10 protein-coding genes are annotated in these 13,857 nt (G+C 64.8%); 8 read left to right on the forward strand and 2 right to left on the reverse strand.

Features of this window, described 5'->3' with window-relative positions; genetic code table 11:
• Window positions 1-50 precede the first annotated feature (50 nt).
• The gene (gene argA, locus HWX53_RS06495) at window positions 51-1,421 is read right to left on the reverse strand and encodes an amino-acid N-acetyltransferase (protein WP_175939965.1); all 1,371 of its coding nucleotides are present in this window, start codon (window positions 1,419-1,421) and stop codon (window positions 51-53) included.
• A gap of 323 nt (window positions 1,422-1,744) precedes the next feature.
• Between argA and HWX53_RS06500 the strand changes: the two genes are divergently transcribed.
• From HWX53_RS06500 to HWX53_RS06530, 7 genes are all read left to right on the forward strand, one after another.
• Window positions 1,745-2,263 (forward strand): hypothetical protein, encoded by a 519-nt coding sequence (locus tag HWX53_RS06500; protein WP_175939966.1) that lies wholly within the window; start codon window positions 1,745-1,747, stop codon window positions 2,261-2,263.
• A 125-nt stretch (window positions 2,264-2,388) separates the two neighbouring features.
• On the forward strand, window positions 2,389-6,843 hold the full coding sequence (gene hrpA, locus HWX53_RS06505) for an ATP-dependent RNA helicase HrpA (protein WP_244140011.1): 4,455 nt from the start codon (window positions 2,389-2,391) through the stop codon (window positions 6,841-6,843).
• Between the two features lie 156 nt (window positions 6,844-6,999).
• On the forward strand, window positions 7,000-8,022 hold the full coding sequence (locus HWX53_RS06510) for a beta-propeller fold lactonase family protein (RefSeq protein ID WP_175939967.1): 1,023 nt from the start codon (window positions 7,000-7,002) through the stop codon (window positions 8,020-8,022).
• Between the two features lie 108 nt (window positions 8,023-8,130).
• Window positions 8,131-9,147 carry a sterol desaturase family protein gene (locus tag HWX53_RS06515; RefSeq protein WP_175939968.1) on the forward strand — a complete coding sequence of 339 codons (1,017 nt, stop codon included), beginning with the start codon at window positions 8,131-8,133 and terminating at the stop codon, window positions 9,145-9,147.
• Between the two features lie 87 nt (window positions 9,148-9,234).
• Window positions 9,235-10,071, forward strand: coding sequence for an EI24 domain-containing protein (locus tag HWX53_RS06520; protein WP_175939969.1), 837 nt, complete (start codon window positions 9,235-9,237; stop codon window positions 10,069-10,071).
• A 29-nt stretch (window positions 10,072-10,100) separates the two neighbouring features.
• Window positions 10,101-10,913, forward strand: a complete 813-nt coding sequence (locus HWX53_RS06525; RefSeq protein WP_175939970.1) for a molybdopterin-binding protein — start codon at window positions 10,101-10,103, stop codon at window positions 10,911-10,913.
• Window positions 10,910-11,599: a copper homeostasis protein CutC gene (locus HWX53_RS06530; protein WP_175939971.1), complete on the forward strand. Its 690-nt coding sequence runs from the start codon at window positions 10,910-10,912 to the stop codon at window positions 11,597-11,599. Before HWX53_RS06525 ends, HWX53_RS06530 begins: the two co-directional genes overlap by 4 nt.
• A gap of 16 nt (window positions 11,600-11,615) precedes the next feature.
• Here the strand turns inward: HWX53_RS06530 and HWX53_RS06535 are convergent, their stop codons facing one another.
• The gene (locus HWX53_RS06535) at window positions 11,616-12,080 is read right to left on the reverse strand and encodes a rhodanese-like domain-containing protein (RefSeq protein WP_175939972.1); all 465 of its coding nucleotides are present in this window, start codon (window positions 12,078-12,080) and stop codon (window positions 11,616-11,618) included.
• Window positions 12,081-12,437: 357 nt separating this feature from the next.
• On the opposite strand from HWX53_RS06535, the gene glnA reads away from it, so the two are divergent.
• Window positions 12,438-13,853 carry a type I glutamate--ammonia ligase gene (gene glnA, locus HWX53_RS06540; protein WP_175939973.1) on the forward strand — a complete coding sequence of 472 codons (1,416 nt, stop codon included), beginning with the start codon at window positions 12,438-12,440 and terminating at the stop codon, window positions 13,851-13,853.
• The last annotated feature ends 4 nt before the right edge of the window (window positions 13,854-13,857 follow it).

Genomic DNA, 13,857 nt, shown 5'->3' on the forward strand with positions numbered 1-13,857 from the left:
GGTTCCATGATTTGCAATCCGGGCACGCGCGGCGCGCGTCCGTAGTCAGTTCAAAGCTGTTTCATTAAGACGAGCGACTTGCGCTGCCAGTTGTAGAGACGGCGGCGGTCTTCCGGCAGATCGTCCACCGTCACCTTCACGAAGCCGCGCTTCAGGAACCAGTGTTCCGTGCGCGTCGTCAGCACGAAGATGCGCGTGAGGCCGCGCGCGCGGGCGCGCTGCTCGATGCGTTTCAAAAGCCGCTCGCCGTCGCCGGAACCTTGCGCTTCGGGCGCGACGGTGAGACACGCCATCTCGCCGATGCGCTCCTGCGTGTACGGATACAGCGCCGCGCAGCCGAAGAGCACGCCGTCGTGCTCGATGACCGAGAAGTGATCGATATCCCGCTCGATCTGATGACGCCCGCGCCGCACGAGCGTGCCGTCGGCTTCGAGCGGCTCGATCAGCGTGAGAATGCCGCCGACGTCGTCGGGCGTGGCTTCGCGCAGGCTTTCGAGGTTCTCGTACGAGATCATCGTGCCGACGCCGTCGTGCAGGAACAGTTCGAGGAGCACGCTGCCGTCGAGCGCGTACGGAATGATGTGCGCCCGTGCCACGCCGCCGCGACAGGCGCGAATGGCGTGTTTCAGATAGAACGCGGTGTCGCCCTGCAATTCGCCCGATTCGTGCAGGCGGTAAGCGTCGTCCAGCGACATTTCGCGCACCAGTGCGCCTTCCTGATCGACGAGGCCCGGAATCTCCGTCACGAAGATGATCTTGTCGGCGCGCAGCGCGATGGCGGCGGCGGACGCGACGTCTTCCATCGACAGATTGAAGGCTTCGCCCGTCGGCGAGAAGCCGAGCGAGGACAGCAGCACGATCTTGTTGCTCGCGAGCGACTGGCGCACCGAATCGCCGTCGATCTTGCGCACGACGCCCGTGTGCTGGAAATCGACGCCATCCAGAATGCCGACCGGCCGCGCCGTCACGAAGTTGCCGGACACGACGCTGATGTGCGCGTGCGCCATCGGCGTGTTCGGCAGACCCTGGCTGATGGCGGCCTCGATGTCGAGACGCACTTCGCCGGCGGCTTCCTTCGCGGATTCGAGCGCGCGGGCATCCGTTATGCGCAGTCCATGCGAGAACGACGATTCGACGCCGTGCAGGCTCAACTGTTCGTCCAGCTGCGGACGCGAGCCGTGGACGAGCAGGATCTGAATGCCCATCGCGTGCAGCAGGCCGACGTCCTGCACCAGCGCGTTCAGCCGTCCTTCCTGCACGAGTTCCCCGCCGAACGCGACGACGAACGTCTTGTTCCGGAACGCGTGAATATAGGGCGCCACGGAGCGCATCCAGTCGACGAACTGGCCGAGGGAAGTCGGCGCGTCGGCTTCGCTTGCGGGCGGCTGCGACGCGAGGGTGAGGTCGGTTTGGGAATTCATGCCGGGATTATAATGCGACGCTATGCCGAATGTTTCCAGACGCCCCGTTCAGCCGGGCCAGCCGCAGTCCGCCGATAAGACCCTCACCGCTCAGGAGCAGTTGAAGAAACTGCGCGAGAACCTGTTGCGCGATGCGCGGCCGAGCGAGGCGCCGGGCGAATCGGCCGGGCTCAGCAAGAAAGAGCTGGCGGCGCGGCGGTTCGCGGGGGCGCAGGACGAGTCGAAGCAGACGCAGCTATCGCGCGATGCCGGGGCGGGGCGCGCGCTGAAGTCGTCGGGCGACGCGGGTTCGAAAGGGCCAAACGCGGGCGCGCGCGGATCGGATGCTGACAAGACGCATCGCGTTGCTGGGTCGGCCGCGGAAAGCGCTGCACGGCCATCGGGGAAGTCTGATCGCGGGACGCGATCGCCCGTTGTCCGAAGCGCGGACGATGCTGCGAAGCGCTCCCAATCTGATCAACGCGGCGCAGTTGCACCGAAGCCGGATCGCGCAACGCAATCGCGAACTGGCCGAAGCGCGGAGGAGAGCGCAAATGCGGCACAGTCCAGCCAACGCGGCCTGGATGCGCCGAGGCCGAACTCCTCGACTCAATCGCGCGCTGCGTCAGGCGCGGAAAGCGCAGCGAACGCTGACCAATCAAATCGACGCGGCGCAGAAGCGGCCAAGCCGGGTCGCCTCACCACGTCGGCCGGTGTCCGAAGCGCGGACGATGCCGCGCAGCTTGATCAACCTGTGCAACGCGGCGCAGTTGCACCGAAGCCGGATCGCGCAACGCAATTGCGAGCCGGCCGCAGCGCGGAAGACGGCGCGAAGGCGGCACAGCCGAACGAACGCGGCGTAGGTGCGCCAAGGCCGGATCCCGCGACTCAATCGCGCGCTGGGGCACGCGCGGAAAGCGCCGTCAAGCTTGAAGAATCTAACCAACACGGTGCCGGCGCGCTGAAGTCCAATCGTGGGGCGCAACCCGTGGCTGTCTCCAACGCGGAACGCGTCGCGAACCCGGCACAATCGAACGAACGCGGCGCAGAGGCGGCGAAGCCGAGTCGCCAAACGCAATCGCCCGTTGTGCGCGGCCCGGGATCGGCACAATCGGATCAACGCGAAACGAGCGCGTCGAAGCCGCATCATGCGGACCAGTCGGACGTGGGCCGAAGCGCAAAAAACGGCACGAACGTCGAGCAGCCCCACCGGCGCGGTGCGAGCGCGGTGGAGCGGCATCGCGCGGAGCAATCGCCCGCTGTTCCCGGCGCGCAAAAGCCGGCACAATCGAATCAGCGTGAATCGGAGCGCCACAGCGACGGCCCCGCGCGCGCTCGGTCGCAAGAACGGGCGGCGGCATCGTCGGGCGGCGAAACGAACGCCGCGCCCCGAGCGGACGACGGCGCTTCCCACCGCGAAGCGCGCCGCGCGAACGCAGACGAGCACACGCACGCCGCCGCCGCGAAACGCGACGACCGCATCCCAACGCAGAACACAACGCCGGCCCATCGCAATCCGCGCAGCGCCGACACGCAGCCCGGCGCCGAAGCACGCCCCGACCGCAAGCGCGACAAACCCCGCACCGTCACGCCGAACCCGATTCCCCCGATCACATTCCCCGAGGCGCTGCCCGTCTCCGGCCGTCGCGAAGAGATCGCGCGTGCGATCGAGTCGAATCAGGTCGTGATCGTCAGCGGCGAGACTGGCTCCGGCAAGACCACGCAGCTGCCGAAAATCTGCCTCGCGCTCGGACGCGGCCTCGGCGCGGGCGGCGCCGGCTTGATCGGTCATACGCAGCCGCGCCGGATCGCGGCCTCGGCGACAGGGCGGCGAATCGCCGAAGAACTCGGCACGCCGTTCGGCGAAGTCGTCGGCTACAAGGTGCGCTTCACGGACAATCTCGCGCCCGGCGCGTCCGTCAAGCTGATGACCGACGGCATTCTGCTCGCCGAAACGCAGACCGATCCGCTGCTGAAGGCGTACGACACGATCATCATCGACGAGGCGCACGAGCGCAGCCTCAACATCGACTTTCTGCTCGGCTATTTAAAGGAAATCCTGCCGCAGCGCCCGGACCTGAAGCTGATCGTCACATCAGCGACCATCGACGCCGGCCGTTTTGCGCGCCATTTCGGCAGCGAGGACAAGCCCGCGCCGGTGATCGAAGTGAGCGGGCGGCTGTATCCGGTCGAAATCCGCTATCGCCCGATCGAAGAGGAAAGCGAGGCGATCAAGAACGCGCAGGGCACGCCGCAGAAACGAAGCGACCGCAAGACGGACCGCGATCTGATGGAAGGCATCGTCGATGCCGTCGACGAACTCTGCCGCGAAGGCCCCGGCGACGTGCTCGTGTTTCTGCCCGGCGAGCGCGAAATTCGCGACGCCGCCGAGGCGCTGCGCAAGCACCATCCGCCGCATACGGAGATTCTGCCGCTGTTCGCGCGCCTGTCGGCGCAGGAGCAGGAGCGCGTGTTCAGGCCGTCGAACGCGCGGCGCATCGTGCTGGCCACGAACGTCGCGGAGACATCGCTGACGGTGCCGGGCATCCGCTATGTCGTCGATACGGGCACCGCGCGCGTCAAACGCTATTCGTACCGCAACAAGGTCGAGCAGCTGCAGGTCGAGCCGGTGTCGCAGGCGGCGGCGAACCAGCGCGCGGGCCGCTGCGGGCGCGTGGCGGACGGCGTGTGCATCCGGCTTTACGACGAAGCCGACTTCCAGTCGCGTCCGCGCTTCACCGATCCGGAGATTCTGCGTTCGTCGCTCGCGTCGGTGATTCTGCGCATGAAGTCGCTGCATCTGACGGAAATCGAGACGTTCCCGTTCATCGAGCCGCCGCCGGGACGCGCGATCGCGGACGGCTATCAATTGCTGAACGAACTCGGCGCAGTCGATGACGACAACGCGTTGACGAGTCTCGGCCGGGAACTCGCGCGCCTGCCGCTCGATCCGCGCGTCGGCCGCATGATCCTCGCCGCGCGCGATCATCACGCGCTCACCGAAGTGCTCGTGATCGCGTCCGCGCTCTCGGTCCAGGACCCGCGCGACCGGCCGATCGAAGCGCAGGAGCAGGCCGACGAGAAGCATCGTCAGTTCGTCGACGAGCGTTCCGAATTCCTGCAATGGACGCGCATCTGGAAGTGGTTCGAGGAAGCCGTCGCGCACAAGAAGTCGAACAAGCAGCTCGCCGACGCGTGCCGCGCGAATTTCCTGTCGCATGTGCGGCTGCGCGAATGGCGCGACGTGCATTCGCAATTGCTGACCGTCGTGCGCGAGCATGGCTGGCGGTTGAACGAATCGGATGCGACCTTCGAGCAGGTGCATCTGTCGCTGCTGACGGGCTTGCTCGGCAACATCGGCGTGAAGGCTGACGACGAGCCGCATTATCTCGGCGCGCGCGGCATCAAGTTCCATTTGTGGCCGGGCTCGGCGCTGCTGAAAAAAGCGGGGCGCTGGGTGATGGCGGGCGAGCTCGTCGAGACGAGCCGGCTGTATGCGCGGACCATCGCCAAAATCGAACCGGAATGGCTCGAAACGGTCGGCGCGCATTTGCTGAAGAAATCGCTCTCGGACGCGCATTGGGAGAAGAAGGCAGCGCAAGTCGTCGCGTTCGAACGCGCGACGCTTTACGGCCTCACCGTGTACGCGCGGCGGCGCGTGAGCTTCGGCAAGCAGGACTCGAAATACGCGCGTGAGCTCTTCATTCGCGGCGCGCTCGTCGAAGGCGAGTTCGACACGCGTCTGCCGTTTTTCGCGCATAACCGCAAGCTGGTCGCGGATATCGAGCAACTGGAGCACAAGTCGCGCCGCCAGGACGTGCTCGTCGACGACGAACTGATCTACGCGTTCTACGATTCGCTCGTGCCCGAAGGCATTTGGACGGGCGCGGCGTTCGAGCGTTGGTATCGCGACGAACAAAAGAAAGAGGGCAGGCAGCAACTGCTTTTCCTGTCGCGCGACGACCTCATGCGCCATGAAGCCGCCGGCGTCACGACGGACCTGTTCCCGAAGCGCATGACGATGTCGGGCATCGAGATGACGCTGTCGTATCACTTCGAGCCGGGCGCGCCGCGCGACGGCGTGACGCTCACGGTGCCGCTCTACGGGCTGAATCAGATCGACGCGCGCCGCGTCGAATGGCTCGTGCCGGGCATGATCAAGGAAAAGACGCAACTGCTCTTGAAGTCGCTGCCGCAGAAGCTGCGCCGGCATGTGGTGCCGTTGCCGGAATACGCGGCCGCCTTCGCCGAGCGTCACGCGGGGCCGAAATTCGGCGCGGGCGCGCTGATCGACGCGCTCATCGCGGATATCCGCGAACAGACGCAAATCGCCGTAAAAAGCGCGGATTTCAAGCTGGAAACGCTGCCGGCGCATCTGTTCATGAACTTCAAGGTGATCGACGAGCACGGCCGGCAACTCGCGATGGGCCGCAATCTCGCGCAATTGCGCGGAGAACTCGGCGGACAGGCGCAGCAGCACTTTCAGAAGCTCACGGCGGAAGCGGCGAGCGTCGCGCTCGACGCGCTCTCGGGCGATGGAGGCGATTCGAACGTACCGGCCGCGCAGGCCGCGCCCGCCGAAAGCACCGCGCTCTACGAAAATCTGACGACGTGGAACTTCGGCAAGCTGCCCGAGTTGCTCGAAATCCGCCGGCGCGGGCAGACGCTTCTCGGCTATCCGGCGCTGGTGGACCGCACCACGCACTGCGACGTCGAAGTGTTCGATTCGCCGGAGGAAGCGGCGCGCATTCATCGCGCGGGCTTGCGGCGGCTCTTCGCGCTGCAATTGCGCGAGCCGATCCGCTATCTGGAAAAGAACCTGCCGGGCCTGCGCGAAATGTCGATGCAATACATGGCGCTCGGCACCGCCGACGAACTGCGCGACCAGATCGTCGAGACGGCGCTGGACCGCGCGTGCCTGCAAGACCCGCTGCCCGACGACGACGCCAGCTTTCACGCGCGCCGCGATGCCGCGAAGGGGCGCCTCACGTTGCTGGCGAACGAAATTGCGCGCCTCGCCGGGACGATTCTCGCGGAATACGCCGCGCTCACTAAGAAGCTCGCGCAGGCGAAGCCCTTCGCCACCGCCTACGCCGACATGCAGGCGCAGTTGAGCGGGCTGATCGGCAAACGCTTCGTGATCGACACGCCGTACGCGCAGCTTGCACACTTCCCGCGCTATCTGAAAGGCATCGCGCTGCGCATCGACAAGCTGAAGGCCGATTCCGCCCGCGACGCGCGCCTGATGGCGGAATTGCTGCCGCTCGTGCAGCAGTACCAGCGGACCTTGTCGCAGCGCGGCGGCGTCGCGGATGCGCGGCTCGCGGAGTATCGGTGGCTGCTGGAAGAACTGCGCGTGTCTCTCTTCGCGCAGGAGTTGCGCACGCCGATGCCCATTTCCGTGAAACGCCTTCACAAGGTCTGGGAATCGATGCAGCGGTGACGCGACCGCGTTCTCGCGCGAACGTGGCGGAAAGCCGCGCCAACAGGCGGCATTTCTTGCGCACGCGCACCGAATTGCGCAAAAAGAGCCGCGCCGTCAACGCGTTAGAGCATGCAAACGTTCTACAATGACGCCTGCTTTCCGACGTGTACATTCATGCGCTCCACATTCTTCTCCGGCCGCCTCCGCGCGGCCGCCGCCAGCGCCGCGCGCTTCGCGGTTCCGGCGGTCGCAGCGTTTGCCGCGACCGCGGCATTCGCCAATAACGTCATCGTGCTCAATTCGGCCGAAGCCACGCTGAGCCTCATCGACGAAAACACGCATCAGGTCATCGGCACGGTGCCGACCGGCAAAGAGCCGCATCACCTGATGCCGACGCCCGACAATTCGTCGCTGATCGTCGCGAATTCGGTGTCCAACAATCTGATGTTCGTCGACCCGAAAACGGGCGCAGTGCAACGCTGGGTGCAGGACATCGAGGATCCGTACCAGATCGGTTTCTCGCCGGACCGCAAGTGGTTCGTTTCCACCGGCCTGCGCCTCGACCGGCTCGATATCTACCATTACGACGGCAAAAATCTGAGCCTCGCCAAGCGCCTGCCGCTCGCGACCATGCCGAGCCACATCGCGTTCTCGAACGACAGTTCCACGGCGTTCATCTCGCTTCAGGTGTCGGGCGAGATCGCGGCCATCGACCTGCCGACGCAGACGGTCAAGTGGAAGATGAAGGTCGGCAAGGTGCCGGCGGGCGTCTGGCTCACGCCGGGCGACAAATTCCTGCTCGTCGGCATGACGGGCGCGGACTACGTGGCGGTCGTCGACTGGCGCAACCAGAAGGTCGTGAAGACCATCACGACCGGCAAAGGCGCACACAACTTCCGCTCGATGGTGGATGGCAAGCATGTGCTCGTGTCGAACCGGGTGGCGAACACCATCAGCATCATCGACGAAGACACGCTCACGAACGTCGGCGATATCACCGGCCTCTTGCCCGGACCGGACGACATGGAACTTTCCGCCGATAAAAAGTATCTCTGGGTGACGTTCCGCTTCGCGAAGCATGTCGGCGTGATCGACCTTGCAAACCGCAAGCTCATCCAGACCATCGCGGTGGGACGCTCGCCGCACGGCATCTTTTTCCTCGACCGCGCGCCGGTCACCGCGCCCAACGGCGCCTGACCGCGGCGGCGAACGGTGAGAAGGGCGCTCGCGGGCGCCCTGTACTACGATTGAGTCACGGGCCACTGGGCGTCATTTCCCAGGGCCGGCCGACTTTCACGGAGCACCATGTTTCACGTCATTCTCTCGTCCCTCGACAGCTTCGTTTCTTCCGTTCAGACCACGTTGTACGTGGACGTCGTGCAGCCGCTGCTTTTCAAGATCGGCATGATGGACTACGACGAAGACACGTACGACGCGCTGTACTGGGTGATCGTTGGCGTGCTGGAAGTGATCGCGATGTACGCGATCCTGCGCCCGCTGGAAGCCTTGCGCCCTGCCGAGCAATGGCAGGACCGCAAGGGCGTGCGCGTGGACGTGCTCTATACGTGGATCGTGAAGCTCGGCATCCTCAATCTGTTCTTCTTCTTCACGTTCCAGCCTGTTTTCGATTCGGTGCAAAGCTGGCTGCGCATCCACGGCGTGCCGACGCTCGAAATCGACAATCTGTGGCCCGGCGTGACCACGCAGCCGCTCGTCACGTTCGCCATCTATCTGATTCTGCTGGATTTGGCCGGTTACTGGTATCACCGGCTGGAGCATCGGTTCGGCATCTGGTGGGAACTGCACGCGGTCCATCACAGCCAGCAGAAGATGTCCCTGTGGTCCGACGACCGCAACCATCTGCTCGACGACGTTCTGCAAGCGAGCTTCTTCGCCGCTGTCGCGCTCGTGATCGGCGTGGAGCCGTCGCAATTCGTCGTGCTCGTCGCGATCACGAACCTGATGCAGAGCGTGCAGCACGCGAACATCCGCCTGCATTTCGGCTGGCTCGGCGACCGGCTGATCGTGAGTCCTGCGTTCCATCGCCGTCATCACGCGATCGGCTATGGTCACGAAGGCACGGCGTACGGCTGCAACTTCGGCGTGCTGTTTTCCTTCTGGGACATTCTGTTCCGCTCGGCGTCGTTCGACCGCACCGTCGAGCCGACCGGCATCCGCGATCAGCTGGGCGCGCCGGGCACCGCGCCCGTCAATTACGGCGACGGCTTCTTCGAGCAACACTGGCTCGCGTTCAAGCGCATCGGCGCGCGTCTCGCGGCGCGGCGCGCGGCGGATTCCGGCAAGCGGCCGGCTGCCCTCTGAGCCTTTCATTCGCCTTCTTGTGGATGCCAGCGCGCCGAACCCGCGCTGGTTTATCCTGTCGCTTACTCTTCCTTCAACGAATCACGCATGAATGATCTGCTGCGTTCGTTCGTGCGCGCGCTGGCGAACGTCTTCCATCCGCGCATGCTCTGGCTCACGCTCATGCCGTTCGCGGTCGCCACCGCCGTCTGGGGCGCGATCCTGTGGTTCTTCTGGCAGACGCTCACCGGCGCGGCGAACGGCTGGCTCGACGGCTGGGCGCTGACCTCCGCGATGTACCGCCTTTTCGACGCCGTCGGCTTTTCGTCGCTGCACGCGGTCATTGCGCCGTTTCTCGTCGTCATCGTGACGATCCCGCTGATCGTCGTGACGGTGCTTCTGCTAATCGCCACGCTTTCCATGCCGGGCGTCATCAAGCTGCTCACGCGGAGTCCGAAGGGTCACTATGCGGCGCTCGAAGCGCGGCGCGGCGGCTCGTGGTACGGCAGCCTCGGGCATTCTGTGGTGACGACCATCGTGTGTCTCGTGGCGCTCGTCGTCACGTTGCCGCTTTGGTTGATCCCGCCTTTCTTCGCGCTGATTCCGCCGCTCCTGTGGGGCTGGCTCACGTATCGCGTGATGACCTACGACGCGCTCGCCATGCACGCGAGCCCCGACGAACGGCGCGCGATCGTGCGGGAATCGCGCTGGCCGCTGCTCGCCATCGGCATCGTGAGCGGATTGTTGAGCTCCGTTCCGACGCTGCTCTGGGCGTGGTCGGTCTGGCTCCTGCCGCTGTTTCCGGTCGTGGCCGCGGTGACGATCTGGGCGTATGCGTTCATTCTCGTGTTTTCGGCGCTGTGGTTCGCGCACTACTGCCTGCACGCGCTCGCGCGGCTGCGGGCGAACGAGCCGCGTTATCCGGCCATCACGGCGCAGTCCTGAACGGCAGTCAACAGAAAGAAGAGGCACTCATGGGCATTGGCGTCATCATCATCGGCGACGAAATCCTGTCCGGGCGGCGCACGGACAAGCATCTGCCGAAAGTCATCGAACTGTTGGGCGCGCGTGGGCTGTCGCTCGACTGGGCGGAATACGTCGGCGACGATCCCGCGCGCATCACCGCGACGCTCGCGCGCACGTTCGCCTCGGGCGACATCGTGTTTTCGACGGGCGGCATCGGCGCGACGCCCGACGATCACACGCGGCAGTGCGCGGCCAAGGCGCTCGGCGTGCCGCTCGCGTTGCAGCCGGAAGCGGCGGAACTGATCCGCGCGCGCATTCGCGACATGGCGGGCGACCAGCCTGCGGATCTCGATTCGCCCGAGAACCTGCATCGGCTGAACATGGGCATGTTCCCGCAGGGCGCCGAGATCATTCCGAACAGCTACAACAAGATTCCGGGCTTCTCGGTCGGCGATCATCACTTCGTGCCGGGCTTTCCGGTCATGGCATGGCCGATGATCGAATGGGTGCTCGACACGAAATACGCGCATCTGCACCACGCGACGCCGTATGTCGAGCGTTCGCTGCTCGTCTTCGGGTTGCCGGAATCGCGCATCACGCCGCTGATGGTTGCCATCGAGCGCGATTTCGCCGGCGTGCGTGCCTTTAGCTTGCCGAGCGTCGGCGACGCGGCGCGCGGGGCGCTCTACGCGCGGCCGCACATCGATCTGGGCGTGAAGGGCGATCCCGAGCGCGCGAACGCCGCGTTCGAGGCGCTGCGCGAAGGCGTGGCGGCGCTGGGCGGCGAGGTCGTCGAAGTGCCGCCGGAGGAGGCGCGTTGATTCTGCTCGAAGTCATTGCGACGACGGTCGCGGACGCGCGCGCCGCCGAGCGGGGCGGGGCGAACCGCATCGAACTGATCACCGCGATGGGCGAGGGCGGGCTGACGCCGAGCATCGGGCTGATGGAAGCGGTCGTGGACGCGGTCGGCATTCCGGTGAACGTGATCGTGCGGCCGCATAGCCGCTCGTTCGTCTACGATGCCGACGATCTGGGCGTCATGCTGCGCGACATTCGCGCCATCGCAAAGACGCGTGCGAACGCGATCGTCGTGGGCATGCTGCGCGAGAACGGCGATATCGATACGGATGCGCTCTCGCGCGTGATCGACGCCGCCGATGGCTTGCCGCTCACGTTCCACCGCGCGATCGACGAGGCGCGCGATTTAGCCGCCGCCTTCGACACGCTGCTCGGCTTCGACGCCATCACGAACGTGCTGACGTCGGGCGGCCAACCGTCGGTGCTTCAAGCGCAAGCGCACATCAGATCGCTCGTCGAGCGCTCGAAAAGCACGCATTGCACCGTGCTCGCCGGGGCGGGACTGACCGTGGACGCGCTCGCGCCCTTCGTCGCTGCGACAGGCGTGCGGGCGGTCCACTTCGGCTCGGGCGTGCGGATCGGCGGCAAAGGGCTCGCGCCCGTCGACGAAGCCGCCGTCGCCCGCGCGCGGGCATTGCTCGACCGCTAGCGCCCGACGCGCCGCGTCACGCCCCAATCCACGGCAATCCGCGGAAGCACCATCCCGAGACCGTCTTGCGGTGCCCCTGACCGTCCTTGTCGCCTTCGAAGCCTTCCAGCAGGTCATAGGCTTTCGTGAACCCCTGATTTTGCGCGGCGACGGCGGCGAGCTTCGAGCGCGCGGCGCTGCGGCACAGAAACACGAGCGGCGTATCGGGAGTGGCGATTTGTCTTAATTGTTGGATAAACTCAGCGTTCGGCACCGAACCCGGGTAGCGGATCCATTCAATGTGCGCGTATTGCTCGCCGTTGATCGCCGGCCGGCCCACCCAGTCGAGTTCCGCGCGTGTGCGCACGTCGACCAGACGAGCGCGCGGTTCGAGTTGAAGGAATTCGAAGGCTTCGGCGGGGAGCAACGCGCCCGCGTAGGTGAGATTGTTCTCGGCGGCCCGGCTCGCGGCTTTGCCGTACAGTTGGTCGAGCGTACTCATGGCGAGGTGTCTCCGTTGGCTAAACGATTAATTCTAGCGTGCTGTGCAAGCGCGCAACTCGGGAACAATCCAGCACACTCTAGGTGCATCTCGCGAGCTAAGCACAGAAATAGTGCGATTGGATGACCGTGCTAGGATGGATGCACACGTTTGGTGCTGAGTCGTTGGAACCAGCGAGGTAGGAAAAACGGACACCGCTTGCGCCTCTTTAAAAAACCTAAGCAGTTCAGTCATCTAGCCTGCGCATCACGCACATGGCATAGAAGCTGCTTTTTCCACCCTCGATTGAAACGGCAGTGCAGAATTGGTCGAGGCGGCGGAGCGATTCGCCGACTTTTGTTAATCAGGAGATAGGTAATGAGTAAATCCGTGGCCGACGTCATGCAACTCGTCAAGGACGAGGACGTCAAGTTTGTCGATTTTCGCTTCACCGACACGCGCGGCAAAGAACAACACGTTTCCGTGCCGGTATCGGCATTCGACGAAGACAAATTTGAAAGCGGCCACGCTTTCGACGGTTCGTCCATCGCCGGCTGGAAGGGTATCGAAGCGTCGGACATGCTGCTCGTGCCGGATGCCGACACCGCGTTCATCGACCCGTTCTACGAAGAATCTACGCTGGTTCTGACCTGCGACGTGGTCGAGCCGGCCGACGGCAAGGGCTACGAGCGCGACCCGCGTTCGCTCGCGAAGCGCGCCGAAGCGTATCTCAAGAGCTCGGGCCTCGGCGACACCGCGTTCTTCGGTCCCGAGCCGGAATTCTTCATTTTCGATTCGGTGCAGTGGAACACGGACCAGTCGGGCACGTTCGTGAAGATCGGCTCGGAAGAAGCGCCGTGGTCGTCGGCGAAGGAATTCGAAGGCGGCAACACCGGCCACCGTCCGGGCACGAAGGGCGGCTACTTCCCGGTAGCGCCGGTCGACACGTTCCAGGACATTCGCTCGGAAATGTGTCTGCTGCTCGAACAGATCGGCATTCCGGTCGAAGTGCACCACCACGAAGTGGCAGGCCAGGGCCAGAACGAAATCGGAACCAAGTTCTCGACGCTGGTTCAGCGCGCGGACTGGCTGCAGCAGATGAAGTACATCATCCACAACGTCGCGCACACGTACGGCAAGACGGCGACGTTCATGCCGAAGCCCATCGTCGGCGATAACGGCTCGGGCATGCACGTTCACCAGTCCATCTGGAAGGACGGCCAGAACCTGTTCGCGGGCAACGGCTACGCAGGCCTGTCGGAATTCGCGCTGTTCTACATCGGCGGCATCATCAAGCATGCGCGCGCGCTGAACGCGATCACGAACCCGGGTACGAACTCGTACAAGCGTCTCGTGCCGCACTTCGAAGCGCCCGTCAAGCTGGCTTACTCGGCTCGCAACCGCTCGGCGTCGATCCGCATTCCGCACGTGAGCAACCCGAAGGGCCGCCGTATCGAAACGCGCTTCCCGGATCCGCTCGCGAATCCGTACCTGTGCTTCTCGGCGCTGATGATGGCGGGTCTCGACGGCGTGCAGAACAAGATTCATCCGGGCGAAGCCGCGGACAAGAATCTGTACGACCTGCCGCCGGAAGAAGACGCGAAGATCCCGACCGTTTGCGCGGGGCTGGATCAGGCGCTCGACGCGCTGGACGGCGACCGCGAGTTCCTGACGCGCGGCGGCGTGTTCACGGATTCGATGCTCGACGCATACATCGAACTGAAGACGAACGAGTTGCAGCGTTATCGTCAGGCGGTGCACCCGATCGAGTTCGAGATGTACTACTCGCTGTAACGCA

This window comes from Caballeronia sp. BCC1704 (assembly GCF_902833455.1).
GTDB lineage: Bacteria > Pseudomonadota > Gammaproteobacteria > Burkholderiales > Burkholderiaceae > Caballeronia.

Excerpts from the sequence above, each read along its gene's own strand:
- HWX53_RS06525 (WP_175939970.1), top strand. The coding sequence starts at position 10,101 with ATGGGCATTGGCGTCATCATCATCGGCGACGAAATCCTGTCCGGGCGG.
- HWX53_RS06515 (WP_175939968.1), top strand. The coding sequence starts at position 8,131 with ATGTTTCACGTCATTCTCTCGTCCCTCGACAGCTTCGTTTCTTCCGTT.
- HWX53_RS06510 (WP_175939967.1), top strand. The coding sequence starts at position 7,000 with ATGCGCTCCACATTCTTCTCCGGCCGCCTCCGCGCGGCCGCCGCCAGC.
- glnA (WP_175939973.1), top strand. The coding sequence starts at position 12,438 with ATGAGTAAATCCGTGGCCGACGTCATGCAACTCGTCAAGGACGAGGAC.
- HWX53_RS06535 (WP_175939972.1), bottom strand. The coding sequence starts at position 12,080 with ATGAGTACGCTCGACCAACTGTACGGCAAAGCCGCGAGCCGGGCCGCC.
- argA (WP_175939965.1), bottom strand. The coding sequence starts at position 1,421 with ATGAATTCCCAAACCGACCTCACCCTCGCGTCGCAGCCGCCCGCAAGC.
- HWX53_RS06520 (WP_175939969.1), top strand. The coding sequence starts at position 9,235 with ATGAATGATCTGCTGCGTTCGTTCGTGCGCGCGCTGGCGAACGTCTTC.
- HWX53_RS06500 (WP_175939966.1), top strand. The coding sequence starts at position 1,745 with ATGCTGACAAGACGCATCGCGTTGCTGGGTCGGCCGCGGAAAGCGCTG.